The organism is Nodosilinea sp. AN01ver1, assembly GCF_050565655.1.
Classification (GTDB): domain Bacteria; phylum Cyanobacteriota; class Cyanobacteriia; order Phormidesmidales; family Phormidesmidaceae; genus Nodosilinea.
Map to the genome: position 1 here is coordinate 68,428 of NZ_JBNXVS010000006.1, position 26,270 is coordinate 94,697.

The window sequence follows — 26,270 nt, forward strand, 5'->3', positions numbered from 1 at the left end:
TCTCTATCCTTGAACAGTTTACGAAACTTTCAATGTATGGTTAATTCGCCTGTCGAAAGCGCTCTAAAATGCCGTTTACAAACGTTTCGCCATTAACTGAGGGTGTGTGGGTAGAGGCTTCAATTGCTGCGTCAATTTTTGCCCGTACGTCTTCGACCCACTCGGCTTCTAAGCGGTCGTCCTCGTCTAATAATTGCGAAGCAATTTCTAAAACTTCTTCGGTAGAGCGATATTCGCCAAACTGAAGCTTGGTTTCGACAAGCCGCTCTTGGTCAGAGGTAAGATTGATACTCATAAAAACCTCTTGGCTGAATTTCCATCTTTCGCATCTTCTGATTTTTTCTCTCCGCAATAGCGAGGGCAATGCTGTTAGTTATTTTCGTTATCCTAATAGACAATCTAAAAGAAGGACTCTCCCGAAGCTTCTTCGCCTGAATATATTCTTTCCAAATCTTTGCGCTTCGTTTCACTAAGATAATATTGTTTTGCTTCTGCTGCGAGCGTGATGTGGAGGGCAGTAGCTAGTCCCTTTTCGTGATGAATACGAAGTAGTTCATCACGAATCTCCTCGATGGAAACTCGAAAGAACTCTTTCCTCAGATTTTCCAAATTTAGACGTCGGTTACTGAATCGTCGATGTAGTTCACTTTCCAACGATGGTGCATCATCAGTAAAAATCAATGCATGCACGTCAAAAGGGAAAGGAACGGAAGCATCACCAAGTTCACGTACACGTTCCATAGGTTCTAATCGACGAGTCATACCAATCTTGTAAACATTATCACCAAAGCTTCCAATGTTACTGATGACATAGACATACCCTGATCTGGTCATCTGTGCCTGACTTATGGCACGCTGACGATTTGCCTCGGCGTCTGCTAGTAGTGCCTCTAGTTTGGCAATTTTCTCTGCCATTTTGATCTTGTCTTTCTCTGATGCTTGTTCCACCTCCTGTCTTGCTTTCTGGAGCATATCAGAGTACTTAGATTCATCTTTCTCAGCTTGTTCGCGAGCCCTTTCAATTTCGCGGAGAGCACGTTGCTCTTCCCTCATCTGTTCACGAATCTGTGCTTGCTCCTCTCTTTCCTTTTGCTTAGCTTCCTCATATGAGAAGGTAAGCTGGAGTTCCTTAACTCGATTTTCTAGATACCTTCTACTGAGGTGGCAATACCAAGATCCCCCTAGTTTATTTATTTGATTAAAACTACCTTCAATACGCCTCTCCATTGTTAGGATATTTTTATAGGTTACACGCGCAATAAAAGAGTCGCACTCACCATTAAATGCTCTGAGCATAAGCTTAAGAATTTTCTTAATCATTGCACGGCCTTGAACCGTGGAATTATTGAAACTTATCAACTCGGTGCAAAAAGCCGCTGCGTCTCTATCACCTGTACTTCCATCAACACGTAATTGCAATTTTTGCTCTTCCTTTATGTCCCGAAGGGCCGCCTCATATGATGGAATATCTTCAAATTCATGTCTGGATTCAAAATAACCAACTTCTAAAAGATATACATCGTCCTTCTTGAGAGCAATCGCCTCATTTATAGCATCTAGTTCATGTTGAGTCTCTTTTTTCTTGCTCTCCAAAGAATTTATGTGCTGCTTGACTTTATTTGCTCTTATTTCGAGTTCTTTGACTTCTAATTTTCCCCTTGAGATGATTGCATTGGCAGTCTTCTTGCTTTCGTTCTCAAGTTTCCTAGAAGCTTGATTGATTTTTTCTGACTTTTGCTTGGCCTCACCTATGATTGTGCGGGCATTGTTCTTGCTTAAATCTTCAAACTTCTTTGCAGATTGGCGAATTTTTTCGGCTTCCTTCTGGGCACCAGCAATGATTGCGTTAGCGGTCTTCTTGCTTTCATTCTCAAGCTTCTTAGAAGCTTGACGAATGCTTTCTGCTTTTTGCTGAGCGTCGACTACAATGCCAAACTCTTTCCGGAGCTCAACTACCTTTCTCTGCGCTACTAGTGCCCAGATGAGTAGTCCCCCAGATCCGCCAATAAGCAGAGCAATAATTCCTTGCATAAACTAACTCATTAGCTGGTTACGATATCTCATAGATGCCCTAACACTGGTGCGTTATCAATCTGTAGGAATGTGGCTAGAGAAGACATAAATGCGCTGGCTCTCTAGGCTGCCGCAGAGGTCGGAGGGTTTAACGGTTTCGACAGTGGATAATCCATCGCGCTGGAACACCTGGCGATCGAGTTTGACCTGTAAGCCGCTGAAGGGGTCGCTGCCGCCGGAGATCAGGAACGCTAGCTGGTCAATGTCGGGCCATGCGGCGAGTTTGTCGAGCAGGGTGGCGATCGCTTTCATTTTCGGCTCATTGCAATCGTGATACCAGGTATCGGCCCCCGCTTCTGTTACCCCTTCCAGGCCCAAATTCACGATCACATCGGGCTGGCTAAACAGGGCCGCTGCTACCGGGCGAGCTTCTTCTTGCAGCATCAGCCCCAGCGACTGGGCCAGACCGCGCAGTTGTTCTAGCTTTTGGTAGCGGTCCTGCACGGTCAGATTGCCGCTGCGCCAGTGAATCGCCACCGTGACCAGGTAGGTGTGCATCAGCAGGTGGCCCAGCTTTTGGGCCTTGGTGGCCAGGTAGCCCGAGTTGTAGGGGGTTGCTTCGATGATTAGCGGCACCCGATTCACCATCTCCAGACCGTAGCCCTTGATGCCCGCGATTTTGCGCGGGTTGTTGGTAATCAGGCAAAACTGCTTAACGCCAATGTCGTTGAGAATTTGTGCCCCTACACCGTAGTTGCGCTGGTCGACCGGCAGGCCCAGCTTTTCGTTGGCTTCTACCGTGTCGAGGCCCATGTCTTGCAGCGAGTAGGCTTTGAGCTTGTTGACCAGGCCAATGCCGCGACCCTCCTGGCGCAGGTAGACTACGACGCCGCGCCCGGCAGCGTCAATCATTTTGAGGGCCGCCTGGAGCTGCATACGGCAGTCGCAGCGCAGCGAGCCAAAAGCGTCGCCAGTCAAGCATTCGGAGTGGACGCGCACCATCACCGGCTGGTCGGCAAAGGTGGCGGGGTCGCCCTTGACCATGGCCACATGCTCAGAGCCATCGAGCAGGTTGCGGTAGGCGTAGATGGCGAAGTCGCCAAACTGAGTGGGCATGGTGGCGACAGCCTCGCGCTGCACAAAGCGCTCGTGCTGCAGCCGGTAGCTGATCAAGTCAGCAATGCTGATTAGCTTGAGGCCAAAGGTTTTGGCGTAGTCGACCAGTTCGGGCAGCCGCGCCATTGAGCCGTCGGGGTTTTGAATTTCGCAGATCACGCCAGCGGGGTACAGGCCAGCTAATCGGGCCAGGTCAACTCCGGCTTCGGTGTGGCCCGCTCGCTTCAGCACGCCGCCGTCCTTGGCCCGCAGCGGAAAAATGTGCCCCGGTCGGCGCAGATCGGTGGGACGAGCGTTGGGGTTGATGGCGACCTGAATGGTGCGAGCGCGATCGTCGGCGGAGATGCCGGTGGTGACACCCCAGCTCAGAGCGGCGTCGATGCTGACGGTGAAGGCGGTCTGCTCGTTTTCGTCCTCAAAGGCGCTGGGGCTGACCATCAGCGGCAGATCGAGCTGATCGAGCCGTTCTCCGGTCATGGCCAGGCAAATTAGACCCCGCGCTTCCACCGCCATAAAGTTGATGATGTCGGGGGTGGCAAACTGAGCCGCGCAGATCACATCGCCTTCGTTTTCGCGGTTCTCATCGTCAACCACGACAATCGACTTCCCGGCGGCCAAATCGTGGAGGGCCGACTCAATCGAGTCAAACTGAAATTCGGGGGTGGGCTGGCTTACGGCTTCGGGCATCTCCGAGGTTGAGTCAAGCACGGTGGGGCTAGCCTTTAATAAAGTACGTTCACTCTTAAAATTCTAGCTTTACCGCTTACGCTTCACTGGCAGGCGATCGCACCCAAGGCTAGAACAGAGCAATTCTTGGGGCAATTGAACAATGCTGTCCACAGCATCTCAAGCCACCATGTTGATCTGAGATTACTGGTTTACTATTACAGTGCTTATTTAAAGGGGCGATGCTGACACCGTTAGCCACTGCCCCACCTCTTCCTACCCGGCCACTAGCCAACCCTAGAACCATGAGCGAGTCACAGACAGAAAAAATTACAGTCGGCATTGTCGGGGCATCGGGTTACGGAGGGGTACAGCTGGTACGACTGCTGACCCAGCACCCTAAGGTAGAGCTGGTGTATTTGGGCGGCGACAGCAGCGCCGGGCAGCCCTACACCGATATTTATCCTCACCTGGCCGACTCAGTCAATTTGACGGTAGAAGCTGTGGACTTGAGCGCGATCGCCCAGCGCTGTCAGGCCGTATTTCTCTCGCTGCCTAACGGGTTGGCCCACACCATGACCCCCACCCTGCTGGAGCGGGGCTGCAAGGTGCTCGATCTATCTGCCGACTACCGCTTTGAGAATTTGAATACCTACCAGGCCTGGTATGGCGGCGAGCGCAGCGATCAGGTCACCGCCGCCGAAGCGGTCTATGGGCTGCCCGAGCTGTTCCGCGATCGCATTCGGGATGCCCGGCTAGTGGGCTGCCCCGGCTGCTACCCCACCGCCAGCCTGCTCGGCATCGCTCCCCTGCTCAAGCAGGGGCTGGCCCAGCCCGAGAGCCTGATCATCGATGCTAAATCGGGCACCTCTGGCGGCGGGCGGGTGGCCAAAACCAATATGCTCTTAGCGGAAGCCAGCAACTCCTTAGGAGCCTACGGCGTTGCTCGCCACCGCCACACCCCTGAGATCGAGCAAATTTGCACTCACCTGGCCCGACACGAAGTCACGGTGCAGTTTACGCCCCACCTGATCCCCATGGTGCGAGGTATTTTGGCTACCATCTACGCCACCCTGCGCGACCCAGGCCTGGTGCGCGACGATCTGCTCACTATCTACAGTGCCTTCTACCGCGCCTCCCCCTGGGTGACGGTACTGCCCAACGGCACTTACCCCCAAACCAAATGGGCCTGGGGCACCAACCGCTGCTACATCGGCCTCGAAACCGACCCCCGCACCGGGCGGGTAATTGTTATGTCTGCGATCGACAACTTAATGAAAGGCCAGGCCTCTCAGGCGGTGCAGTGCTTCAACCTGATGATGGGGCTGGAGGAAGGGCTGGGATTGCCTACGACGACCTTCTATCCGTAGCGAATCTGTAGGTGGGTAGGCGGGTAGGCGGGTAGGTCTGTGGACGACGCTAGATAAATCTGCAGATTCAAGTCATCAGCGCCGAGAAACCGTACCGGCAGTCAGGTCCAACCCCCTCATCCACCCGCTCACTCACCTACTCGCCCATTCTCCTCAGTCTGTCCAAACAACCTGGCGTTCTGAACGGCTGCGGTAGCCCGTTTGTTCTTGAATCACCCGCCCTGCCTGGGCCGGATCAAAGTAGCGGTCAAAATCAGCCCGTAGACGGGTATTGGCAGCTTCTGCCTCCGCTAGTTCAGTGCGGGCAATCTCAAGCTGCTGCACCTGGGTTTGCAGGTAAGGTACCAGCCGCCCCAGCGATACGGCTGCCACCGAAAGCACCAATACATTGACCCCCAGCCGCGCACTCAGCTCTAAAGCAACGGTGTGACGAGCTAGCCGCCGCAGAGGGTCAGCCCGTCGCTGCCGCCGAACTGGTATGCGCTTGGAAGAAGACGTTGGCAGCGGGCGGCGAGAAGGCGAACGACTCATAGGGTAGGTGCTCTAGCTGGCCTTTATTATGCCTGAGAACAATGAGAATAAACCCGATCGAGTGCTTAATGTAGGCGTTTTCCTTTAAAGGAGGATATCGCTTGCGATCGCCCCTAGGGTATATCTTCAGCCAGCCTTCATCCATATGAGCATTACGGAAAATTGATAGTCGAGTTTGGGGTTAAGGCATAATAAAACTAACGGAGTCCCTGCCTCATGCCCCGAAGAATTTTTATTGGCGATATTCACGGTCACTTCGACGGCCTGCAGCGGCTGTGGGATGCGATCGCCCCCGAGGCTGATGATGAAATTTACTGCGTTGGCGACTTAATCGATCGCGGCCCCAAGAGCGCCGATGTGGTCGACTTCATTCGTCGCCACGCCACCAACTGCGTACGGGGCAACCACGAGCAGCTCATTCTCGATACTTTTGTCGACGGCAAAATTAACCCACCCACCCTCCAGGGCTGGATCTTCAGCGGCGGTCAGGCCACCCTTACCAGCTATCACGGCTCTGCCGCCACCCTCGAAGACCACCTCGAATGGCTGCGTCAGCTGCCCCTCTATATTGACTTAGGCGATCTGTGGCTGGTCCATGCTGGGGTCAACCCCATGCTGCCCATCGCCGAGCAGAGCAGCTACGAAATGTGCTGGATTCGCGAAACCTTCCACAGCAGCCTGACGCCCTTCTTCTCCGACAAGCTGATCATCACAGGCCACACTATCACTTTCACATTTCCCGGCGTAGACCCCGGCCAAATTGTTGCGGGGCGCGGCTGGGTCGATATCGATACCGGCGTCTATCATCCCCGCAGCGGCTGGCTTACCGCCCTCGACTGGGATAACCAGATCGTCTACCAGGTGAATGTGTTTGAGCCGATCGAACGGGTGCGATCGTGCGCCGAAGCCATTACCTACCTCGACCCCACGCTGATTAAAAAACGCCCCCGCGACATGGCCACCCGCGCCGCGTACTAGGGGAGCCTAGTTAAAGACAAGCACAGGTCTTTTAAACTCTCGCAGATTATCGTAGGGTGCATTCGCGAAGCAATGCACCAATTAACTTATGCTACGGGCAACCTATGCCCTAGCCGTAATCCAAGGATGATCCACTCTTCTAAGGAATCTTGCAGGGTGCATTCGCGCAGCAATGCACCGTGAGGAGGGCCATTTCAAGCATAGCCTTACCCTAAATTTCAGTCTTGACAGAGCAATAGTCTGCGAATAAATCGCCGTAAATCAACCCCTCTAAGCTGAAGCGCATCAATAGCAGAGGACTTGCTTAGCCCATTGTCAGCGTTAGGCAGAATGCGCACGTGCCAAAGATTGTTAGCAAAGTAAGGCTTCCAATCAATTACAGGGGCAATCAGCTTGATCGGCAATTTCCCTACGGCATCCGAGCTGATCACGATAGCCGGACGTACCTTTTTAATCTCTGCGCCGAGGGTGGGGTCAACGTTAACCAGCCACACCTCGCCTCGCCTCGCCTAGGAACCTCAACGCTAGTCCTCAACGCTGTCCCCTGCCATTAGATCCTGCCAGTCAGTGGTTTGCTCGTAGTAGTTTTGCATTGCTGTTGCCTGCTCGGCCAAAACTCGCTGACGTTCAGCGACAGGCCGTTGTAAAAATGCTTACCGTTCAGCCAGCGTTAGGGGCGCGGTATCTGGCGACACAGGATATTTCTTTGGGGGGCTGCTGGCTGAGCCTTGGGCTATGCCCTCGGAAACGCTTTCGGTCTTGAGCTACTCTTGCACAAGCACTTGCAGCAAGAGTAGCTTGTCAGTGTGCGACAGCTGCTGAATCACCGGAACCAGCGCATTGATGGCCATAGAGCTGCAGAAAACAGTGCTTTTTGTCGAAGGGGTCTTTTCTATATGCAATCCTGATCGTAACCTGTTTGCCACTGCCCGAGTTGATGGCATCACTGAGGGGTGATGATGCGTCCGGCGATGTCTTCACTTAAATAATGATGCTGTGCGATCGCAGCGCCTGGTTCTGCAATATCGCTATTCCAACCAGCAAAGGCGATCGCAGCAAAAGAACCCCAATTTTTCCAAAAAACTGGGGTTCTAGAGCAAACAAACTCCCTACACCGTGGCAGGAATCCTCACGCCGGAGAGAATGCCTTCTTTTTGGGCCATATAGAGCATGAGATCGACCACGCGCATCGAGTAGCCCCACTCGTTGTCGTACCAGGCGACGACCTTAAAGAAATTCTCGTTGAGGCCGATGCCCGCCCCGGCATCGAAGGTGCTGGAGTGGGGGTCAGTGATAAAGTCGCTGGAAACTACATCGTCTTCGGTGTAGGCCAGTACACCTTTCATCGGTCCATTGGCAGCGGCTTTGACAGCCTCGCAGATGGCCGCGTAGCTGGTGGCCTGCTCGGTTCTAAAGGTAAGATCGACCACCGACACGTTGGGGGTCGGTACGCGAAAGGCCATGCCCGTGAGTTTGCCTTTTAGCTCGGGCAGCACCAGGGTAACGGCCTTGGCCGCCCCAGTCGAGGCGGGGATGATGTTTTGACTCGCGCCGCGCCCGCCGCGAAAGTCTTTGTGGGAGGGGCCATCGACGGTGGGTTGGCTGGCAGTGGCCGAGTGTACCGTTGTCATTAACCCATCAGCGAGCCCAAAGGATTCGTTAATCACCTTAGCGACGGGGGCGAGGCAGTTGGTGGTGCAGCTGGCATTCGACACAATGACGTCGCTAGCGGGGTTGAAGCTTTCGTGGTTAACGCCAATCACAAACGTGCGCACCTGGTCGGGGTCTTTAGTGGGGGCCGAAAGAATCACTCGCTTGGCCCCGGCGGCAATGTGCTGGTGAGCACCATCGAAAGTGGTGAAGAGACCCGTGGATTCAACCACGTAGTCAGCCCCGAGATCGCCCCAGGGCAGTTCGGCGGGGTTGCGCTTGGCCGTACAGGGAATTTTTTTGCCGTTGACAATAATGCCGTCTTCAGCCGCTTCGACAGTGCCGTCAAAGCGGCCGTGGGTAGAGTCGTACTTGAGCAGGTAGGCGAGGTTTGCCGGTGGCACCAGGTCGTTGATGCCGACAAACTCAATATTGTGGTTTTTGATGCCGCCGCGCAGTACCAGGCGACCAATGCGGCCAAAGCCGTTAATACCAACCTTTAGAGTTGTCATGGTTAGATATCCTTATGGGTAAAGTTTGCTGTGGAATAGACTGCGCTTGGCACAGCCTCACCATCTCTTCAAAACGAGCCGTTGGATGACTTCTGAGTTAGTCATGTCTGGCCCTGAAAATCTTCGTCGCTCCCCACTGAGAAATGCTATGGGTAAACAATGGGACGGGGGCGGGATCTACGCTTTTATTTCAGAGTTGAGGTTTTGTTCAGTTCCCGACTGCATGAACTAAACCGAGCCCAGACGTAGAGTTTTGCCGATAGGATAACGCTAGATCCCAAGCTGGTTGGTATACTCGATTTTAGATAGTTGATGGCATAAGACGTCTGTCGCTATACCTACAGCCAGTGGGCGATTGTAGTTACGGCAGTGGCTTAATTGCACCTACGGTTCCAGTTGGCCACGGGAGAAAGCGCTGTGTTTACTGGCCTCGATCTGGTTGTGATAGTGCTGGTGCTGGCCGCGCTTTTTTACGCGACCAGCCCTCCGAGTAAAGATAAAGATGCGAGCTTTAAGTTCGAGCCGCTAACGCTGGTGGTGGTGGCTATTATCGTGGGCATGATAGCGTTCTCTCTGCTCAATCGCTAATGCGGTCAGTGGAACGGCCTAGTAGCTAGGGACTTCACGTTAGCTAATCGCTCAAAAGCTCAGCCTGGCACGGTGCCAGGTGCGCAAGCATTCTGACAAAGCCAGCGCCCACCACACATCGCTTTAGAGAAAGATTGACAGGGGACGCAGAAAGCTGGCCAGGCGGTTGTAGGCAGACTGAATATTGTCGCCCTCTAGCACGACTTCTTCGGTGGGATAGTTTTGCAGTAGCTCCAGCAGGGTGATCTGCTGGTCGTCGCTAGCCGATAGCACCAGGGCCGATCGCAGGGCTTGACGATCGGCCTCACCCGTACCCGTGTGAATCGACTGGCCCAGGTAGTCGAGCACCCATTCACCGGGGCGGCTGTTGAGAGAGCGATCGAGAATGACAGAGTCGGCGGCCAGGGGACGCGTGAGCAGCGATCGCAGTTCGCCCGGATTTTGCCCCGCCTGGCCAAGTAACCCGCCCAGTACGCCGGTCGCTTCGCCCGTGTTGGCCAGCAATTCGAGCAGCGCGATGGGTACGGTGCGGCTAAACCCCCGGTAGTTGAGCCGCACCCGTTCGGCGGCGAAACCTGGGCTGGCAATCAGGGTACCGAGCCCCAGACTGGCCAGGGCAATGGCTGTAACAATTCGTCGCTGCATAGCGATCTCCTACCGACTAATCTCCTGACGAGCTGCTGTTGCCAAAGGTTGCAGCCCGCCTGTCGTCAGTATAACGATGTCAAGCTTGAGACCCGGCGCGGGTGCTGAGGGAGTAGCAGAAGCGATCGGCCCGCGAAATTGTAGATCCGTGCAGCACAGGCTGCTGATTGCTGCTGTAGGCCGTGTAGCGATAGACCATCAGGGCGTGGCCCAGCGGTACTTCTAGGTAGCCGCTGAGGTCATAGTCAGCGTGGGTGCACTCAATGACGGCGTCGAGATGATCGATGGGAATGCCGTGCTGGGCCAGGATGGGAAAGGTCATTTGCCGTTCTAGCAGCGGCGCAAAACGATCGCCCAAATCGGCGATCAGGTAGGACACATCCACAGCCCCAGCGGCTCCATCCATGCGAAAGAGCTTCTTTTGCAGGTAAACCGGCGACGCTTTAGCAATCTCCAGGGCCGCCGCTGCATCTCTGGGGGCAGCGACCGCCTCAAACTCTAGATTTTCAAAGGAAAAGGCAATGCCCTGGCGGGCCATATCCTGCTCTAAAAAGACCAGCGGGCTGGAGAGCGAGTAGGTGACTTTCTTTTGGGGCGTGACAAAGACACCTTTGCCCCGGTAGGCGATCGCCAATCCCTGGCTGACTAGATTGGCCACCGCCTGTCGAGCGGTAATGCGGCTGACGCTAAAGGTTTCCATCAGCTGGTGCTCGCTGGGCAGGCGATCGCCCGCAGCATAGACTCCCGCCTCAATTTGGTGGCGCAGCTTTTCCGAAATGCTGATGTGAAGGGGAGGAGACATAGTCAGAGAACCATCAACGGGCGGTGGGCATACTCAAAGGCAGCTTGACCACCCAAAATAATGTGCTAAGCTCACTTGTTATAACAAGTTGATTGCGCCCCACGGCAAGAGGGGCGTTGTGCTGACCGCTGTAGTCAGCAGGTCGTTGTGGAAAAGGTGAACCAAGCGCTGGGAAGATTACCAGGCAGGCTACCTTTCGTTCTCATTATCTGATGTTGCCAAGGCATTTCTTACTAGAACCTTAACCATGCTTACGAATACTACACCTGCTGCCAAACTCAGTCCGCTGCCGGTTCGACCGCGCCAGGTCTTGTCCGCTGACGCGTTGGCCACTCTCAACCAGCGATCGAACCGGGCCGGGGCAGCTCAGCTTTTGGGCCATCTGGGGGTGATGGCGATTAGTGGCTACCTGTGGGCGATCGCACCGCTGGTGGTCGCGCTGCCCGCCCTAGTTATCTATGGGGCCAGCCTGGCGCTGATGTTTTGCCCCATGCACGAGTGCTGCCACCGCACAGCCTTTGCCAACCCTCGCCTCAATGACGGTGCGGCCTGGCTGGCGGGGCTGCTGTCGTTTTACAACAGCACGTTTTATCGGCGCTACCACAAGTGGCACCACCGCTACACTCAAATTCCGGGTAAAGACCCCGAACTGGATGACCCCAAGCCCCACAGCCTAGGCAATTATTTCTGGCAGCTCAGCGGCATTCCCTGGTGGATTGGCAAGCTGCGCTGCCACAGCAAGGTGGCGCTGGTGCAGCTAGACGGCATGTATTACCTGCCCGAAAGTGCTCATGGCGAGGTGGTGCGATCGGTGCGCTGGCAACTCGTCACCTACGCAGGGGCGATCGCAGTCTCTACCCTGCTAGGCCATCCGTGGTTTTTGTTCACCTACTGGGTGCTGCCGCTGGCGGTCGGTCAGCCCCTGCTGCGGTTTGTGTTGCTGGCCGAGCACACCGGCTGCCCCAACGACGAAAACCCGCTAGTCAACACACGGACCACACTCACCCTCTGGCCCCTGCGCTGGCTAATGTGGAACATGCCTTACCACGCCGAGCACCACCTGTATCCGTCAATCCCGTTTCAGGCGCTGCCAGCGGCCCATGCACAACTCAAGCCCTACTTTGAGCATGTCGATGCGGGCTATGTGCAGGTAAATCGCAGTATTGTGGCCAAAGTTAGCTAAGGGCGGCGATGGCAACACCAGAACAGTTTGTGCTGAAGGATTTTCCGCTGCAGTGCGGGGTGGTGATCCCCGAAGCCAGGGTGGTGTACCAGGTCTATGGCGAGCTAAACGGTGAGCGCACCAACGCCGTTCTCTACCCCACTTCCTACGGAGCGCAGCACACCGATGTTGACTGGCTGGTGCGCCCCGACGGCATTCTCGACCCCAGCCGCTGGTGCATGGTAATGGTGAATATGTTTGGCAACGGGCTTTCAACCTCACCCAGCAACGACTCCGCCGCCGCCCGCCCCGGCGTCTACTTTACCCACTACGACAACGTGCGGGCTCAAGTAGCGCTAGTTGATGCCCTGGGGATCGATCAGCTCGCCCTGATCTACGGCTGGTCGATGGGGGCGCAGCAGGGCTACCACTGGGCGGCGCTGTACCGCGATCGCGTGCAGCGTCTGGCCGCCCTCTGCGGCACCGCCAAAACCACCGACCACAACAAAATTTTTCTCTACAGCCTGCGGGCCGCCCTCACCAGCGACCCGGCCTGGACCGGCGATCGCTTTGAGGGCACACCCGATCGCGGCTTTCACACCTTTGCCCAGATCTACGCCAGCTGGGCGGCATCGCAGGCCTACTACCGGGCCAAACCCTACCTGGCCTGGGGCTACGACTCGCTCGAAGACTACATTTTGCGGGGCTGGGAGGCGGGCTACCGCCAGCGCGATCCCCACAACCTGCTAGCCATGATCGACACCTGGCTGCGCTGCGACGTGGGCGATAATCCCGTTTACCAGGGCGATTACGCTAAAGCAATGGCATCAATCACCGCCAAAACCCTGATCATGCCTGCCACCACCGACCTCTACTTCACCCCCGAAGACTGCCAGGCCGAAGCGGCGCTGATCCCCAATGCCCAGTATCGGCCCATTCCATCCATCTGGGGGCACCGAGCGGGCAACCCCTACCAAAACCCTGAGGATGAGGCCTTTATTCGAGGGGCGATCGCAGACTTGTTAAGCCAGTGATCCCATTCAAGACCGATCCCCGGTAGGGAGCATTGCACTGCAATGCCCCTACAAATTGGGGGTATACCGACAGGATTTGAGATTAGGGTTCGAGCTGAATGGTTGTCTCACACTGCACCGGAAAATTGACCGAATTAGCGACAAAGCACTTTTGATGGGCCTGCTCGTGAAGCTGAGTAGCCAACTCGGCATTGCTTTGAGGAGCAAGGGTAACAACCGGGCGCAGCAAAACCTTAGAAAACCGGCCGCTGCCGTCCTCGGTTTCAAGCATCGTCCCGATGGGATAGTCAACGTAATTAGTCACCACAACCTTAGCCTCGGCGCACAGGTGCAGATACCAGAGCATGTGGCAGCTCGATAGCGACGCAACCAAAAGTTCTTCTGGGTTGTACTTGGTTCTATCGCCACGAAAGGCCGAGTCAGCCGAGGCCTCAATCGGGGGCTTACCCTCAGCGCTGATGCTGTGGGCGCGATCGTAGGCGCGATAGCTCTCGGTGCCCTGGCCGTTATTGCCGGTCCAGTGCACCTCTAGTCGGTAGAGGTGCTGTTTAGATTGACTCATGCTCTTCCTCGCCACTGTAGCGCCCGTTGCTCCATCGCTTTGACAAAGCTATCTTTGCCGTCCATGTAGCCGTCGATGTCTTCAGCATACTCTGCCGCCAGGGCGCGTTTGAGGTCGCTGTACTGCTGGGCACAGTCGGGGTGGGCAATCATAAAGTCGCGAAAGGCCAGATGTCGCACAATTTCAAAGGAACCCGTCTGGAAAGTGTGGGCATGGTGAGTGCGATCGCCCTCAGCATTATCTTTACGAAAGTAGCGCCGTCCCGGTAGGCCAAACTCGCCCATCACCTCGTAGCCCAGGGAAATCATGGCGACGTTGCAGCCATCGACCTGGTTAATGTCGTTGACCTCCACCAGCAGGTCAATCACAGGTTTGGCATAGATATTGGGAATGGCGGTACTGCCAATGTGGTGAACCTGCACCACGTTATCGCCCAAGGCCAAAGCGATCCGTGCGGCCTCAGCGGTAAAGTCTTCGCTCCATCGAGAGTTAGGAGGGTGAACCTGAACCTGCCTCATGGTGATTGCAGCCCACTACACGCTACAGCAACTTTAGGCGATCGCCCCCAAGATATAATCGTTGACCCAACATAGCGCGGCACCCAGTTCCCCAGTGCTGCCGGAGCAATCGGACCCAAATCAAAAGGAGCGCCTCGAAAGACGCTCCTTTTGGCAAACCAAGTTAGTCAAGCAGCACTCGGCTACGTGAGCCCAGAGTCTACTTCTCCAAAATGACCTTAGCTACCATACCGGCCCCACGGTGGGGAGCGCAGTAGTAGGTATAGGTACCAGCAGGCATGTCGCTGGTGAAGGTGGTGGAGTAGTTTTCGCCGGGGGCAAAGGTCAGCTGGGTGTGGGAGATGCTGTCGGCCAGGGCCTTGTCGCCAGGCACATTAGCGGCATCAAACACGACGTTGTGGGGGGCCATTTTGTTGTTCACCCAGGTCACAGTGTCGCCAGCATGAACGGTGATGGTGCTGGGTTCAAACACGAGCAGACCCGCATCAGAACCCATTTTGACATCGTAATTGGTGGCTGCAGCGGGTGCAGAAGCCAGGGTGAGCGTACCCACCACCAGCAGAGCAGACAGAATAACTAGGCCCAGACGCTGGGCGGCGCGAAATACACGTTGCATAACTACCTCTAAAGCTCGTATCTCCAGTTCAATCAATCAGGGAGCTGTTAAACAGACTTCCTATGGCATATTACCTGCTTTGCGCGGTAACTTGGGGCTTTAGCCCTGGGGTAATTGCCGCCGTGGCGGTCTGTAAAGCCCTGTCAGTAGACCTACAGCTGTCCCAGCAGCAATTCATCAAACGCTAGATCAGCCCTCAAGTTACCCAACTCTCCCTAAACCTGAGGAGCAGAGAAGCGGGTTTTACCAGCTCCCCACATGTCGCCAATAACCTTGGGCTGAAGCAAGATGTGACCCGAGATTGCCACCAAATCTTCCTCGGTCAAACTACGCATTTTGGGATAAATGTCGGCGCTCTTCTTACTGGGGTGCACCTGAGAAATATCGCTCAGACCATCGTAGGTCATCGGCTCTTTCAGGTAGGCCACCAGGGCTTCAATGTTGTCGCGGGGGGGCAGAGCACCAGCCAGAGAATCTGGATCAAGGCCAACGGTGGGGTTGGTTTTGGTGATTCCCCCCACGTGGCAGGTGCCACAGGCGTAGTTAAACTGGCGACGACCACGGGTGATCTGCTCCAGCGACAGCACATAGGTATCGCCTTCGGCATTGAGCGGCACCGTACGGGTGGCCTCATCTAGCTCAGCCGCGACAGCGTCTCCCATGACCAGGTGGCTGACAAAGAAGAGTGCGACCGCAACTAGCCAAATGCATCTCTTCAACATGGTTCTCCTCGAATGTATAGGGCTTGGGTATGAAATCAACACAGCTATATCAAGTCAAGTTCGGGATATGGAGTTTCGCCTCGGGCAAACCTCCCCGTTTGGCCTTGAATTAGATTCAACTCAATGGAGCTTTCCCCATCAAATCATTCTTGTAATGTCTATCATGCCACCGAAGGGGGCCATTCCCAATGTTTTACCGCTATAAATCGGCTCCGATGTGGGTTGGGGCGACGGTTTCTAAGCCGTTGCTCCAGGAGGCGTGGCCATCGGAGGCGGCGGAAACGGCAACGGGCTGGTGCAGCCGAATGAGCTGGGCTAGGGTCTGTTTGAGCTGGGTGCGCGGCACAATTAAATCGACAAAGCCGTGGTCACGCAGGTACTCAGCGGTTTGAAAGTCGTCGGGCAGCTTTTCGCGCAGGGTTTGCTCAACGACGCGGCGACCGGCAAAGCCAATGGTGGCTTTGGGCTCGGCCAAAATAATGTCGCCCAGCATGGCAAAGCTGGCGGTAACGCCGCCCGTGGTGGGGTGAGTCAGCACCGGCAGATAGAGCAGCTTAGCGGCCTGGTGCTGCTGTAGCGCTCCAGAAATTTTGGCCATCTGCATCAGGCTGAGCATGCCCTCTTGCATGCGGGCCCCTCCCGAAGCGCAGACGATGATCACCGGGCGGCCTGTCGCGGTGCCGCGCTCAATCATGCGGGTGAGCTTTTCGCCCACCACCGATCCCATACTGCCGCCCATGAAGCGAAAGTCCATCACGCCCAGGGCTACGGGCAGACCGTCGAGGTCGCCTAAGCCGGTCTGCACGGCATCACTCAGTTTGGTTTTGGACTGGGTGTCGCGCAGGCGATCGCCGTAGCCCTTGCGATCTTTAAACTTGAGCGGATCCTGGGGCTGCATGTGGGTGTCGAGCGCCTGCCAGGTGTTGGCGTCGATCAGCTGACGAATGCGCTCATCGCTGAAGATGCGGTGGTGGTGCCCACACTCGCCACAGACCCACTGGTTGGTGCGCAGGTCTTTGGTATAGGTGAGAACGTCGCAGTGCTCACACTTAGTCCACAGGCCATCGGCAATTTCTCGCTCCTGGCGGTCTTCGCTAATGGGGCCTGACTTACGGCGATTGGCAAACCAGTCAAACAGTGACATGCGCGTGCGTTAGCTCAACAGCGACAGAACAATCTATCTAATTAGTTAAAGTGTCCAAAATGAACACAACTCTCATCCTAGCGGGTTTACGACCTCTGCGATAGATGGGCCGAGTCGGGGCAAATGCCGCACCCCAACCCGGCGGCAGCATCACTTAGTGGTCATGATGTACACCCCATCCCAATCCTCGGGCGGCGGCTGCAGCCGATACTGGCGGGCTCGACTGAGATGGACGGCCACGGCTTTATCGTCGGGGCGCAGCTGATGGGCCTGCTCAAACAGGGTGAGGGCCTCATCAAAGCGCATAGCAGTGTAGGCACTGCGAGCCTGGGCATAGAGGTCTAAAAAGGATTCGGTGCCGGGGGGAAGGGGGACATCGCGTTTGTCGATTAGCTCGTAGAGACCGACGGCCTGCTGCTTGCCCTTGACCTGGGTGCGATCGAGCTCGCGGACCCAAATTTTGTCGGCGCAAAGGGCGTAGGTGTACTCGCTGATCACAATGTCGCAGCCGTACTCTTTGGTAACGCCCTCCAGGCGAGAGCTGAGGTTGACCCCGTCACCAATCACGGTGTACTCCATTTTGCGCTGGGAGCCAATGTTGCCCGACACCACCTCACCCGAGCTAATGCCAATGCCAATGCGGATCTCAGGCTGGCCCAGGGCACCCCGCTCGGCGTTGAACTGAGCCAGTCGCCGCCGCATGTCGAGGGCGCTCTGCACCGCTGCCCAGGCGTGGTTGCTGAGGGGCAGGGGCGCACCAAACACGGCCATCAGCGCGTCGCCAATAAATTTGTCGAGGGTGCCCTCGAAATGAAATACCGACTCCACCATGGTTTCAAAATAGGCGTTGAGCATTTCAACGACTTTGTCAGCTTCCAGGTCTTCGGTGAGAGTGGTGTAGCCGCGAATGTCAGAGAAGAGCACAGTGACGTCTTTGCGCTCGCCCTTCATCAGCAAATCGTCGCCCAGGGCCATGACCCGCTCGGCCACGCCGGGGGTCATGTAGCGGTAGAGGGTACTCTTCATCCGCTTTTCCTGGCTGATGTCTTCGAGCACCAGCAGACCGCCCAGCACGCCGCCCTCGGGGTTGTTGAGGGGGTTGACGGTCAGGTTAATGCTGCGCTCGATGCGCTGCACGAGGTCGGCTGGCACGGGGGGCGCGGCCAGATTGCCCCAGGCCCGATAGATCTCGGGGTGGTTAGGATCGGGCAGCGCCAGCTCAGAGACGGGGTCTAGCCCGGTGCCGGGACCGGGAGCGACAGCCACCCGCAGACTCTGCTCGGGGACGTAGTGGCGTGCCCCGTGCTTGAGGCTGTCTTCGAGGCGAAAGCGCAGGCTCTCGATGGGGAGTGCATCCCACACGGGGCGGTGCAGCAGGGCCGCCTGCCAGCGATCGCGGATGGTGCGGCTGTGGTCGGTATCTTCGGGGCAGCCAATCAGATCGAGGGCGGCGTCGTTGATGGTGACAATGCGGCCCTCCATATCGGTAGAGATAACGGCATCGGAAAGGCTTTGCAAAATGTCTTTTTGGTACTGCTTTTCGACCAGCACGCTCTCAAACAGCTTGGCATTTTCTAGCGCTACCCCAGCCTGAATGTTGAAGGCCCGCATAAAGGCCTCGTCGGAGGTGGTAAACGTGCCGTGGGCCTTGTTGATCAGCTGCGTGACGGCGATCAGCTTGCCGCCGGAGTCAAACACGGGCATGCAGAGAATGGTGCGCGTGGTGTAGCCGGTGCGCTTGTCGGCGTCAGGGTTAAAGCGGGGATCTTGGTAGGCGTCGGGAATGTTCAACACGTCGCCTGTGGTCGCTACATGGCCCACAATGCCGCTGCTAATGGAGCTGCGCAGCTCAACCAGCGACTTGCCGTCGCCCGACTTGACCTTCGACCACAGATCGCCGCTCTCTTCGTCGATGAGCCACAGGGTGCTGCGATCGGCCTGCATCAGCTGGCGGGCCTCCTCCATTACCGATTGCAGGGTTTTCTCCAGGTCTAAGCTCTGCTCTAGCGACGAGATCGCCTTCAGCAGGGCGGCGACGCCCTTCTGGTTGCGGGCGGCAATGTAGAACGAGTTGCAGCTTTCTAAAATCACCCCCAGCGATTCAGCAAATTCTTTGAAGTGGCGCTCGTCTTGCTCGTCAAAGGGGGCGTTATTGAGCTTGTTGAGCAGCTGCACCACCGCCACAATGCTGTCGCTTTTTTTGCTTAGCACCGGCATGCAGAGAATGCTGCGGGTGCGGTAGCCGTGCTTTTGATCGTAGGTGCTGTCAAAGCGATCGTCGGCGTAGGCGTCGGGAATATTGAGCGGCGTCACGTTGGTGGCAACGTAGCCTGAGATGCCCTTGCCCATGGGGACGCGAATTTCGAGCGATCGCTCTCCATCCCCCTGGGCAATTTTCGACCACAGCTCCTGCTTCTCGTGGTCCACCATAAAGATAGTGGTGCGCTCGGCCTGCAAAATTTGGCCAATCTTGAGGGTGAAGGCTTCTAAAATCTGCTCCAGCATGATCTCCAACGACTCGTTGTTGATCATGTCGATGGCGCGCAAAAAATGCTCAAACTCCGCCGTAATTTGGTCGAGCAGATTAATAAACTGCGGCGTTGGGAGGTCGCGTACCCGGTGGGTCAGAGAGCTGTGCTGGTTAGCCAGAGACAGCGTGGTGATCAGGCTGCGATGTTCAAAGACCGACCCCGAGGGGCCATCGATCTGAGTTGCCATAGGAACCCTACTCAAGCGTGGCAGATGGGAACAAAAGCAGTGGGCACAGTCAACCGCCCGGGTAGTTGATAAAACGTGTAGACATTGGCCTAGGTGCGGCGGGCCAAACGCACTGGCCCACAGAGCGGTAAATGAGCTAGTCCTCCTGCACCCAGCAGGTCAATTCAGGCAATAGCAAATCTGCTAAACACCTATCACTCTAACCGTATACCCCAAGTTAGGGCAGCAACGTCGCAATTTGAACAGAATGCCCTGCTCCAGGCCATGACCTAGCATACCCACCTACCTTTAGGAATGGGGCCGCCGCGCTACGGCGGGGTCAAAACTAGACTGCAAAAACGCGACTATTTCAGCCCAGGCGGCATCGGTAGCGGCAGGGTCGTAGCGGTAGCCGTCGTCGCGCATGAAGGTGTGGTTGGCCGAGTAAACCAAAGTTTTGGGCTCAAGTCCTGCGGTTGACAAGGTCTTAAGAATCGTGTCGCGCCCCTCGGCAGGTACGTGGGGGTCTTGATCGCCAAAAATGAGCAGCAGTCGGGCCGAAATATCGCCCAAACGCTCCAGGGTGTCGGCTCTGTCTCGTCCTAACTTGCCGCTGTGAATGCCGGTCGGGTAGCAGCACACAGCAGCGCTTACTTTGGAATTTAGGGCGGCGCGGCAGGCCAGGTGCCCCCCGATGCAAAAGCCCAGGGTGCCAATCTGCTCAGGGGCGACGGCAGCATAGGTTTGCAGCCAGTCGAGGCCGGCTGTGGCATCGGCGTCGTAGTGGGCGATCGCGGTACGACGGGCCGCATCGTTACCCCGCAGACGGCCAACATCGTTGGGCTCAATTACCGTGCCGATGGGTTCTAGCCGGTGGAAAATTTCGGGGGCGGCCACTACGTAGCCATAACCCGCCAGGCGATCGGCCAGGCGCAATATCGGCCCTCCCAGCTGGTAGATGTCGGAATAGAACAAAATGCCGGGGTACTGGCCAGCCGCAGCCGGTTCAGCCACGTAGAGGCGCATCAGGCTGTCGTCTACGGTAAGACCCACATCATGGCGCTGAATTTGCACAGGTTGACCTCCAGGATTCGCCAAAGGAATGTGAGGGGGAATGGGCATCAGGTTTAGGGTTCACGGTTCAGGGTTTGGGGCCTGCCGTTTGCCGTAAACCTTATCCCTAACACCTTGCGCCTGACACCTCTCCCCCAACCTCCCCAGCGATGTCGTACCGATAGTGAAGGATGATGGGATCAACGAGCGGTTACCTAAGACACCAGCGCCGACCATGACACTATTCTTTACCTCCGATGCCGCCCTGCAAACGGCCCTCGATCGGGTGCTCGATCAGATGCGGGCCGAGTTTGCCCTCACCCCCACGCAAATGGCCGTTACCTGGGTGGTGTATGACCCGCCCTACATTACCAATACGGGCGGAGCCCTCAGCGCCACCGATTTTTGGCAGCGCCAGCCGCGCGGAGCCAGCTACCGGGGGGTCGAGCTAATTTATCCGGCCAGCGTGGTCAAACTGTTTTACCTGGTGGCCGCCCACGAGTGGCTAGAGCAGGGCATGATCCCCCCTTCGGCTGAGCTCGATCGGGCCCTCCAGGACATGATCGTAGACTCTAGCAACGACGCCACGTCACTGGTGGTTGATATGCTCAGCGGCACCACCAGCGGCCCAGAGCTGCCCCCCGGCCCCTTTGAAACCTGGTGTCACCAGCGGAATATCATCAACCGTTTTTTTCAGTCGCTCCAGTGGCCGGAGCTGACGGGGGTCAACCTCAACCAAAAACCCTGGGGCGACGGTCCCTACGGTCGAGAACGAGCCTTTGTGGGCGAGCACTACGAGAATCGCAACCGGCTCACCACCAACGCGGTGGCCCGACTGATCCACAGCATTGCTGGAGGGGTAGCGGTTTCAGCGGCGCGATCGCAGACCATGCTCAACCTGATGCAGCGGCTGATGCCCTCTGGCCCGCCAGAGCCCGGCGAAGAAGACCAGGTGACAGGCTTTTTAGGGGCCGGTTTGCCCCCCGGCACTACTCTGTACTCTAAGGCGGGTTATACCAGCCAGGTCCGTCACGATGCCGCTTACTTTGAGTTGCCGAGTGGCATTCCCGGTCTGCTAGTCGCGTTTATCGAAGGCCGCGAGCACAGCAAGAACCGTGACATTCTGCCCCGGCTAGCTGACCTGATCACCCAGGCCATTGCCAGCACTGGGCCTCTGGCCTAATTCTGAGAGGCGAATTGATCCCCGACCTGATCTGTCTTTTAGTAGAGTCGCATCTATCTTAGGTAGGTGCAAAATGTTGTCAACATAGCCTTCCCCCTGGGTTGAAGATGGTACAATTCAGCCAATTTCGAAGGTAAATGTGGTGTGTAGGCCCGTAGCGGGGAAACGTTCAGGTTCGTTTTTCCAGCTCTAGCTACGGCAGCACGATTTCGAGCTTGATTGTTTCGAGCGTAATCATTGTTGCCCCTAGGCCAATGAGACCTGATTGTCAAACATCTGAGGAGTGAACAGAATCATGGCGTATCTCAAGCGAGTTTCTCTGGCGCTGAGCCTAGCCGCTGTGGCTGGTGTAGCAGCCCCTGCCCTGGCCCAAACCCAGCTGAGCGATCTAGAACTGACCGACAACGTTTTGGCTGAAGTAGACGTCGCTCCCGCAGCAGTAGCTGAGCCTATAGTAGACGCCGTTGAACCCGTAGACGCGGCGGAAACAGTAGACGCGGCTGAAGTGGCACAGCTCGAAGCCGTTGAAATTTCTTCGAGCGAAGCCAGTTTGCTAGTTTCGTCTGAGGAAGCTCCCCTGGCCAGCAACGACCTGTTCACCGCTGGCGACATTGAGTCTGCTCTGCTGGCTGCCACCGTTGAAGCAGCCCCCGAAGCTACTGACTCGATTGATCTGGCCCAAACCACTCCGGCGACTGTCTCTGTCTCCCCCAATTATCTGGGCGTGGGCGGCAACATCGGTATTGGCAATCGCGGCGAAAGTGCTCTGTCTAGCTTTGGTTTCAACGTCATTAGCAAGATCTCTCTGGGGCCTCGCTTCTCTCTGCGGCCTGGGGCTACAATCACCAACGATCGCTCGGGCTTCACCATTCCGCTCACCTATAACTTCAACACTGTCTCCTATGGCGGTTTTCTCGCTCAGCCCTATGTTGGGGCTGGGGTTGAAATTCCGACCAGCGGCAATCTTGGGCTGTTGCTCAATGCTGGCGCTGATGTGCCTATCTCCAGAAACTTCACCCTCAACGGGGTGGCTAATTTCCGGGTGACCGATGGATTTGCCCTGGGCATTTCCCTCGGCGTAGGCTACAACTTCCCCTTCTTCTTTGACTAAGCCTGAACCAAATGCTGGCCCGGTGAGGCCTGACTAGAGTAGGGCTAAGCCCTTTAAAAACAGGGGATTGCTGTCGACAGCGATCCCCTGTTTTATGCTTGGGCACTCTGAAAGCACAGCTTAAGGGTGTGGTCATGGCAGAAACGTCGGTGGCCTGGAGCGAAGTGCTTCAGGCGTTTCAGCGTATATGGGGGTATAGCGATTTTCGTCCGCCTCAAGATGCGATCGTTAAAGCATTACTTGAGCATCGCGATGTTTTGGTGGTGCTGCCGACAGGCGGGGGCAAATCCATCTGCTTTCAGCTGCCGGCGCTGCTGCAGTCGGGCCTGACCCTGGTGGTGTCGCCCCTGGTGGCGCTGATGGAGAACCAGGTGCAAGACCTGCACGACAAAGCCCTGCCCGCCGCCACCCTCCACAGTCAGCTGCCGCCGCCCCAGCGCCGCAAAACCCTTCAGGCGCTCGAGCGACAGGCCCTCCGGTTGCTCTACGTGTCACCAGAAACCCTGCTCAGCCCGCCCGTGTGGGAGCGGCTGTGTCAGCCCAACCTGTGCCTCAACGGCCTGATTTTGGATGAAGCCCACTGCTTAGTTCAGTGGGGAGAGACTTTTCGCCCCGCCTATCGCCGTTTGGGCGCGGTGCGAAAAGCGCTGCTCGACTGCCGCCCACCCGGCAGCACTCTGCCGATCGCAGCCTTTACCGCCACCGCCGACCCCACGGCCCAACAAACGCTGAAGGATGTCTTACAGCTCCAGTCGCCGCAGGTGGTGCGGCTCAACCCCCATCGCCCCAATCTAAATCTGCGGGTTAAAGCCGTGGTCAGCGAGGGGCAGCGCAAGGGCATATTGCAGCGCTACCTCGATCAGCATCGTGATCAGGCCGGGTTGGTGTATGTTCGCACCCGCAAAGACAGCGAAGCTTTGGCTGAACGGTTGGGCGATCGCTACCGAGTAGCGCCATACCATGCCGGGTTGAGCAGCCGCGATCGCCGCCAGATCGAGGCCGACTGGATGGCCGACAAGCTTCAGTTTGTCGTGGCGACCAGCGCTTTTGGCATGGGAATTTCGAAGTCCAATACCCGTTGGGTGGTGCACTACCAGGCTCCCTGCACCATCACCGAGTACGTGCAGGAGGTGGGCCGAGCCGGGCGCGACGGCAAGGCCGCCGAGGCGCTGACCCTGGTGAGCGAGCCGACGGGCTGGCTAGAGCCGGGCGATCGCCAGCGGGCCATGTTCTTTGAGGCTCAGGCCCAAACGCTACAGCAAAAGGCCCAGCGATTGGTGAGCCAAATTCCGCCCAGCGGCGATGTGCGCGACATTGGTCAGCAGTTTGAGCACGGGGCCATTTCCCTATCTTGGCTGCACAGCGTGGGGCAGCTAGAGTGGGTGAGCCCATTTCACTATCAGCTCACCAAAACAGCTCAGCAGCCCTCGACCTTGCAGGGGTCAGCCAGTCAACAGATGCACCAGTTTCTGCATAGTCGCCAGTGCCGCTGGCAGGGGCTACTGATCGCGTTTGGCTTTCGCACCGAGGCGCAGCGCATGGGCACCTGCGGGCACTGCGACAACTGCGCTAGGCGCGATCGCTAGGGGCTAGAGTGGCTACGGAGGGCAGTTCTCATTTTGAGACACTGCGTGAGCGCGCCGTAGACAATTGAACAATTACTGCCATCCTTCGTCTAATCGCCAGGGCCGCAAAAGTTCTTCATCCCTGGGCACCAAAGCTATATTTGTCCGCTGACCCAAATCAGCAAAGGTGATGTTTCAAAGGTTGAACTAGCGGTTTTTTTGATGGATTTCTACTGCCGAAGGGGCAGATTCTAACGTTTTGTGTTTGATTATTTCAAATATCTCCCGTAGCATGGCGAGGGTACCCATACGGTCTCTATGAACATTCTTCTGGTTTATCCACGTTTTCCGAAAAGCTTTTGGTCTTTTGATAAAACTCTGGAGCTAGTTGGGCTGAAGGCACAGCTGCCCCCCCTAGGGCTAGTGACCGTAGCGGCGATATTACCCCAAACCTGGAACTACAAGCTGGTCGATCGCAACGTGCGCGAGGTTCGCGACGACGAATGGCGCTGGGCCGATATTGTCGTCATCTCGGCAATGATCGTCCACCGCGTAGACTTTTTAGACGCCGTGCAGACCGCCAAACGCTACGGCAAGCTGGTGGCCGTGGGCGGCCCCTATCCCACCGCCATTCCTCAAGAGTCTGAGGCCGCTGGGGCCGACTTTTTGATTTTGGACGAAGGGGAAATTACCCTGCCCATGTTTGTGGAGGCGGTGGAACGGGGCGACCAGTGCGGCACCTTCCGCTCTGGCGGCGAAAAGCCCGACGTCACCAGCACCCCCGTCCCTCGCTACGACCTGCTAGAGATGGATGCCTACGCCGAGATGTCGGTACAGTTTTCTCGCGGCTGCCCCTTCCAGTGCGAGTTTTGCGACATTATCGTGCTCTACGGCCGCAAGCCCCGCACCAAAGCACCCGAGCAGCTGCTGGCCGAGCTGCAGTGCCTCTACGACCTGGGCTGGCGGCGCAGCATCTTTATGGTCGACGACAACTTTATCGGCAACAAGCGCAACGTCAAACTGCTGCTCAAAGCGATGAAGCCCTGGATGGAGGAGCACGGCTATCCCTTTTCCTTTGCCACCGAGGCCTCGGTAGACCTGGCTCAGGATCCAGAGCTGATGCAGATGATGGTTGACTGCAACTTCGGCACCGTCTTTTTGGGCATCGAAACCCCTGACGACGACAGCCTGAATATGACTAAAAAGTTTCAAAACATGCGCGACCCCCTCTCGGAGTCGGTGATCTCCATCGCCCAAGCGGGGCTCAGGGTGATGGCGGGGCTGATCGTCGGCTTCGACGGTGAAAAGTCGGGGGCCGGTCGGCGCATTTACGAATTTGTTGAGCAGACCGCCATCCCCACCGCGCTGGTGAGTATGCTGCAGGCCCTGCCCGATACCGCCCTCTGGCACCGTCTCGAAAAAGAAGGTCGCCTGCTGGGCAAGAGCGCCGACATCAACCAGACCACCCTGATGAATTTTGTGCCCACCCGGCCCATTGAGGAAATCACGGAAGAGTACATTCAAGTGTTCTGGGATCTCTATGACCCGCTGACGGTGCTCAACCGCACCTTTCGCCACTTTCTCATGCTGGGCGAGGCCCAGAAGCGCAACTACCAAAACCGCACCACTTCGGCGGGTGCCCCCGATATCAACTGGGTCACTATTCGCGCCTTTCTAATCGTGGTGTGGCGGCAGGGCGTTTTGCGCAAGACTCGCCTGCGGTTTTGGCTAAACCTGGCAATTATGCTGTGGCGCTACCCGGCGGTAGCGGCCAACTATATTTCGGTATGCGCCCAGGCCGAGCACTTCCTCGACTTCCGCCAGATCGTGCGGCAAAACATCGAGGAGCAGCTGGCCGCCTACCTGGAAGCAAAGCGGCAAACCGATACGGCAGCGGCGATCGCGGAGTCTGTGGCTGTGCCAGCGGCCTAGGGCGGCTCTAGCTGAGTCGTGGTCAGCGGGCCTGCCGCCATTGCTGGTAGGCCCGCTGATACTCAGCCCAGGCCTTGAGCTGATTGTGAGATCCATACTT

General features: G+C 56.7%; 25 protein-coding genes. 10 read left to right on the top strand and 15 right to left on the bottom strand.

The genetic code is table 11. The annotated features are described in order from the left end of the window. Nucleotides 1-40 precede the first annotated feature (40 nt). The 3 genes from ACQ4N7_RS07455 to ribBA all read right to left on the bottom strand — a co-directional run bounded on the left by ACQ4N7_RS07455 (nt 41) and on the right by ribBA (nt 3,816). Complete coding sequence (locus ACQ4N7_RS07455; protein ID WP_430710985.1) at nt 41-295, bottom strand: ribbon-helix-helix domain-containing protein; 255 nt, start codon at nt 293-295, stop codon at nt 41-43. Between the two features lie 104 nt (nt 296-399). Then, nucleotides 400-2,031 carry a DUF4041 domain-containing protein gene (locus ACQ4N7_RS07460; protein WP_430710986.1) on the bottom strand — a complete coding sequence of 544 codons (1,632 nt, stop codon included), beginning with the start codon at nt 2,029-2,031 and terminating at the stop codon, nt 400-402. Nucleotides 2,032-2,088: 57 nt separating this feature from the next. Beyond that, nucleotides 2,089-3,816, bottom strand: coding sequence for a bifunctional 3,4-dihydroxy-2-butanone-4-phosphate synthase/GTP cyclohydrolase II (gene ribBA, locus ACQ4N7_RS07465; protein ID WP_430711095.1), 1,728 nt, complete (start codon nt 3,814-3,816; stop codon nt 2,089-2,091). A gap of 284 nt (nt 3,817-4,100) precedes the next feature. On the opposite strand from ribBA, the gene argC reads away from it, so the two are divergent. Further along, nucleotides 4,101-5,165 (top strand): N-acetyl-gamma-glutamyl-phosphate reductase, encoded by a 1,065-nt coding sequence (gene argC / locus ACQ4N7_RS07470; protein WP_430710987.1) that lies wholly within the window; start codon nt 4,101-4,103, stop codon nt 5,163-5,165. Between the two features lie 153 nt (nt 5,166-5,318). On the opposite strand, the gene ACQ4N7_RS07475 is transcribed toward argC, so the two are convergent. After that, nucleotides 5,319-5,696, bottom strand: a complete 378-nt coding sequence (locus ACQ4N7_RS07475; protein ID WP_430710988.1) for a hypothetical protein — start codon at nt 5,694-5,696, stop codon at nt 5,319-5,321. Between the two features lie 216 nt (nt 5,697-5,912). On the opposite strand from ACQ4N7_RS07475, the gene ACQ4N7_RS07480 reads away from it, so the two are divergent. Beyond that, entirely contained in the window at nt 5,913-6,674 is a 762-nt protein-coding gene (locus tag ACQ4N7_RS07480; protein WP_430710989.1) for a metallophosphoesterase, read from the top strand. 218 nt (nt 6,675-6,892) lie between these two features. Here ACQ4N7_RS07480 and ACQ4N7_RS07485 read toward each other — a convergent pair whose 3' ends face one another. Further along, entirely contained in the window at nt 6,893-7,168 is a 276-nt protein-coding gene (locus tag ACQ4N7_RS07485) for a type II toxin-antitoxin system PemK/MazF family toxin (RefSeq protein WP_430710990.1), read from the bottom strand. Between the two features lie 615 nt (nt 7,169-7,783). Beyond that, nucleotides 7,784-8,836, bottom strand: coding sequence for a type I glyceraldehyde-3-phosphate dehydrogenase (gene gap / locus ACQ4N7_RS07490; protein ID WP_430710991.1), 1,053 nt, complete (start codon nt 8,834-8,836; stop codon nt 7,784-7,786). 417 nt (nt 8,837-9,253) lie between these two features. Here gap and ACQ4N7_RS07495 point away from each other — a divergent pair, with 417 nt between their 5' ends. Beyond that, the gene (locus ACQ4N7_RS07495) at nt 9,254-9,424 is read left to right on the top strand and encodes a hypothetical protein (RefSeq protein WP_430710992.1); all 171 of its coding nucleotides are present in this window, start codon (nt 9,254-9,256) and stop codon (nt 9,422-9,424) included. A gap of 123 nt (nt 9,425-9,547) precedes the next feature. Here the strand turns inward: ACQ4N7_RS07495 and ACQ4N7_RS07500 are convergent, their stop codons facing one another. Further along, nucleotides 9,548-10,069, bottom strand: coding sequence for an alpha/beta hydrolase (locus ACQ4N7_RS07500; protein WP_430710993.1), 522 nt, complete (start codon nt 10,067-10,069; stop codon nt 9,548-9,550). Nucleotides 10,070-10,148: 79 nt separating this feature from the next. Further along, nucleotides 10,149-10,871 carry a GntR family transcriptional regulator gene (locus tag ACQ4N7_RS07505; protein WP_430710994.1) on the bottom strand — a complete coding sequence of 241 codons (723 nt, stop codon included), beginning with the start codon at nt 10,869-10,871 and terminating at the stop codon, nt 10,149-10,151. Nucleotides 10,872-11,118: 247 nt separating this feature from the next. On the opposite strand from ACQ4N7_RS07505, the gene ACQ4N7_RS07510 reads away from it, so the two are divergent. Both ACQ4N7_RS07510 and ACQ4N7_RS07515 read left to right on the top strand, forming a co-directional pair. Further along, nucleotides 11,119-12,054 carry a fatty acid desaturase family protein gene (locus ACQ4N7_RS07510; protein ID WP_430710995.1) on the top strand — a complete coding sequence of 312 codons (936 nt, stop codon included), beginning with the start codon at nt 11,119-11,121 and terminating at the stop codon, nt 12,052-12,054. Nucleotides 12,055-12,062: 8 nt separating this feature from the next. Then, nucleotides 12,063-13,067: an alpha/beta fold hydrolase gene (locus ACQ4N7_RS07515; protein WP_430710996.1), complete on the top strand. Its 1,005-nt coding sequence runs from the start codon at nt 12,063-12,065 to the stop codon at nt 13,065-13,067. A gap of 82 nt (nt 13,068-13,149) precedes the next feature. Here ACQ4N7_RS07515 and ACQ4N7_RS07520 read toward each other — a convergent pair whose 3' ends face one another. The 3 genes from ACQ4N7_RS07520 to petE all read right to left on the bottom strand — a co-directional run bounded on the left by ACQ4N7_RS07520 (nt 13,150) and on the right by petE (nt 14,763). Further along, on the bottom strand, nt 13,150-13,629 hold the full coding sequence (locus ACQ4N7_RS07520) for an OsmC family protein (RefSeq protein WP_430710997.1): 480 nt from the start codon (nt 13,627-13,629) through the stop codon (nt 13,150-13,152). Further along, nucleotides 13,626-14,147 carry a GrpB family protein gene (locus tag ACQ4N7_RS07525; RefSeq protein WP_430710998.1) on the bottom strand — a complete coding sequence of 174 codons (522 nt, stop codon included), beginning with the start codon at nt 14,145-14,147 and terminating at the stop codon, nt 13,626-13,628. Before ACQ4N7_RS07525 ends, ACQ4N7_RS07520 begins: the two co-directional genes overlap by 4 nt. Nucleotides 14,148-14,346: 199 nt before the next feature. Beyond that, the gene (gene petE, locus ACQ4N7_RS07530) at nt 14,347-14,763 is read right to left on the bottom strand and encodes a plastocyanin (RefSeq protein WP_430710999.1); all 417 of its coding nucleotides are present in this window, start codon (nt 14,761-14,763) and stop codon (nt 14,347-14,349) included. A gap of 62 nt (nt 14,764-14,825) precedes the next feature. Between petE and ACQ4N7_RS07535 the strand changes: the two genes are divergently transcribed. Continuing rightward, the gene (locus ACQ4N7_RS07535) at nt 14,826-14,951 is read left to right on the top strand and encodes a hypothetical protein (RefSeq protein WP_430711000.1); all 126 of its coding nucleotides are present in this window, start codon (nt 14,826-14,828) and stop codon (nt 14,949-14,951) included. A gap of 27 nt (nt 14,952-14,978) precedes the next feature. On the opposite strand, the gene psbV is transcribed toward ACQ4N7_RS07535, so the two are convergent. The 4 genes from psbV to ACQ4N7_RS07555 form a co-directional block, all read right to left on the bottom strand. Beyond that, nucleotides 14,979-15,485, bottom strand: a complete 507-nt coding sequence (psbV, locus tag ACQ4N7_RS07540; protein ID WP_430711001.1) for a photosystem II cytochrome c-550 — start codon at nt 15,483-15,485, stop codon at nt 14,979-14,981. 199 nt (nt 15,486-15,684) lie between these two features. After that, nucleotides 15,685-16,629, bottom strand: coding sequence for an acetyl-CoA carboxylase, carboxyltransferase subunit beta (gene accD / locus ACQ4N7_RS07545; RefSeq protein ID WP_430711002.1), 945 nt, complete (start codon nt 16,627-16,629; stop codon nt 15,685-15,687). 150 nt (nt 16,630-16,779) lie between these two features. After that, nucleotides 16,780-19,347: a GAF domain-containing protein gene (locus tag ACQ4N7_RS07550; RefSeq protein WP_430711003.1), complete on the bottom strand. Its 2,568-nt coding sequence runs from the start codon at nt 19,345-19,347 to the stop codon at nt 16,780-16,782. Nucleotides 19,348-19,635: 288 nt separating this feature from the next. Beyond that, complete coding sequence (locus tag ACQ4N7_RS07555) at nt 19,636-20,400, bottom strand: dienelactone hydrolase family protein (protein ID WP_430711096.1); 765 nt, start codon at nt 20,398-20,400, stop codon at nt 19,636-19,638. A gap of 214 nt (nt 20,401-20,614) precedes the next feature. Between ACQ4N7_RS07555 and ACQ4N7_RS07560 the strand changes: the two genes are divergently transcribed. The 4 genes from ACQ4N7_RS07560 to ACQ4N7_RS07575 all read left to right on the top strand — a co-directional run bounded on the left by ACQ4N7_RS07560 (nt 20,615) and on the right by ACQ4N7_RS07575 (nt 26,170). After that, complete coding sequence (locus ACQ4N7_RS07560; protein WP_430711004.1) at nt 20,615-21,562, top strand: serine hydrolase; 948 nt, start codon at nt 20,615-20,617, stop codon at nt 21,560-21,562. A 295-nt stretch (nt 21,563-21,857) separates the two neighbouring features. Further along, complete coding sequence (locus ACQ4N7_RS07565) at nt 21,858-22,673, top strand: hypothetical protein (protein ID WP_430711005.1); 816 nt, start codon at nt 21,858-21,860, stop codon at nt 22,671-22,673. 134 nt (nt 22,674-22,807) lie between these two features. Next, the gene (locus ACQ4N7_RS07570) at nt 22,808-24,259 is read left to right on the top strand and encodes a RecQ family ATP-dependent DNA helicase (protein ID WP_430711006.1); all 1,452 of its coding nucleotides are present in this window, start codon (nt 22,808-22,810) and stop codon (nt 24,257-24,259) included. A 297-nt stretch (nt 24,260-24,556) separates the two neighbouring features. Continuing rightward, the gene (locus ACQ4N7_RS07575) at nt 24,557-26,170 is read left to right on the top strand and encodes a B12-binding domain-containing radical SAM protein (protein WP_430711007.1); all 1,614 of its coding nucleotides are present in this window, start codon (nt 24,557-24,559) and stop codon (nt 26,168-26,170) included. The last annotated feature ends 100 nt before the right edge of the window (nt 26,171-26,270 follow it).

What these genes read in the sequence shown, in the direction of transcription:
- ACQ4N7_RS07455 (WP_430710985.1), bottom strand. Translation starts at nt 295, where the DNA reads ATGAGTATCAATCTTACCTCTGACCAAGAGCGGCTTGTCGAAACCAAG.
- ACQ4N7_RS07460 (WP_430710986.1), bottom strand. Translation starts at nt 2,031, where the DNA reads ATGCAAGGAATTATTGCTCTGCTTATTGGCGGATCTGGGGGACTACTC.
- ribBA (WP_430711095.1), bottom strand. Translation starts at nt 3,816, where the DNA reads ATGCCCGAAGCCGTAAGCCAGCCCACCCCCGAATTTCAGTTTGACTCG.
- argC (WP_430710987.1), top strand. Translation starts at nt 4,101, where the DNA reads ATGAGCGAGTCACAGACAGAAAAAATTACAGTCGGCATTGTCGGGGCA.
- ACQ4N7_RS07475 (WP_430710988.1), bottom strand. Translation starts at nt 5,696, where the DNA reads ATGAGTCGTTCGCCTTCTCGCCGCCCGCTGCCAACGTCTTCTTCCAAG.
- ACQ4N7_RS07480 (WP_430710989.1), top strand. Translation starts at nt 5,913, where the DNA reads ATGCCCCGAAGAATTTTTATTGGCGATATTCACGGTCACTTCGACGGC.
- gap (WP_430710991.1), bottom strand. Translation starts at nt 8,836, where the DNA reads ATGACAACTCTAAAGGTTGGTATTAACGGCTTTGGCCGCATTGGTCGC.
- ACQ4N7_RS07500 (WP_430710993.1), bottom strand. Translation starts at nt 10,069, where the DNA reads ATGCAGCGACGAATTGTTACAGCCATTGCCCTGGCCAGTCTGGGGCTC.
- ACQ4N7_RS07505 (WP_430710994.1), bottom strand. Translation starts at nt 10,871, where the DNA reads ATGTCTCCTCCCCTTCACATCAGCATTTCGGAAAAGCTGCGCCACCAA.
- ACQ4N7_RS07510 (WP_430710995.1), top strand. Translation starts at nt 11,119, where the DNA reads ATGCTTACGAATACTACACCTGCTGCCAAACTCAGTCCGCTGCCGGTT.
- ACQ4N7_RS07515 (WP_430710996.1), top strand. Translation starts at nt 12,063, where the DNA reads ATGGCAACACCAGAACAGTTTGTGCTGAAGGATTTTCCGCTGCAGTGC.
- ACQ4N7_RS07520 (WP_430710997.1), bottom strand. Translation starts at nt 13,629, where the DNA reads ATGAGTCAATCTAAACAGCACCTCTACCGACTAGAGGTGCACTGGACC.
- ACQ4N7_RS07525 (WP_430710998.1), bottom strand. Translation starts at nt 14,147, where the DNA reads ATGAGGCAGGTTCAGGTTCACCCTCCTAACTCTCGATGGAGCGAAGAC.
- petE (WP_430710999.1), bottom strand. Translation starts at nt 14,763, where the DNA reads ATGCAACGTGTATTTCGCGCCGCCCAGCGTCTGGGCCTAGTTATTCTG.
- ACQ4N7_RS07535 (WP_430711000.1), top strand. Translation starts at nt 14,826, where the DNA reads ATGGCATATTACCTGCTTTGCGCGGTAACTTGGGGCTTTAGCCCTGGG.
- psbV (WP_430711001.1), bottom strand. Translation starts at nt 15,485, where the DNA reads ATGTTGAAGAGATGCATTTGGCTAGTTGCGGTCGCACTCTTCTTTGTC.
- accD (WP_430711002.1), bottom strand. Translation starts at nt 16,629, where the DNA reads ATGTCACTGTTTGACTGGTTTGCCAATCGCCGTAAGTCAGGCCCCATT.
- ACQ4N7_RS07550 (WP_430711003.1), bottom strand. Translation starts at nt 19,347, where the DNA reads ATGGCAACTCAGATCGATGGCCCCTCGGGGTCGGTCTTTGAACATCGC.
- ACQ4N7_RS07560 (WP_430711004.1), top strand. Translation starts at nt 20,615, where the DNA reads ATGACACTATTCTTTACCTCCGATGCCGCCCTGCAAACGGCCCTCGAT.
- ACQ4N7_RS07565 (WP_430711005.1), top strand. Translation starts at nt 21,858, where the DNA reads ATGGCGTATCTCAAGCGAGTTTCTCTGGCGCTGAGCCTAGCCGCTGTG.
- ACQ4N7_RS07570 (WP_430711006.1), top strand. Translation starts at nt 22,808, where the DNA reads ATGGCAGAAACGTCGGTGGCCTGGAGCGAAGTGCTTCAGGCGTTTCAG.
- ACQ4N7_RS07575 (WP_430711007.1), top strand. Translation starts at nt 24,557, where the DNA reads ATGAACATTCTTCTGGTTTATCCACGTTTTCCGAAAAGCTTTTGGTCT.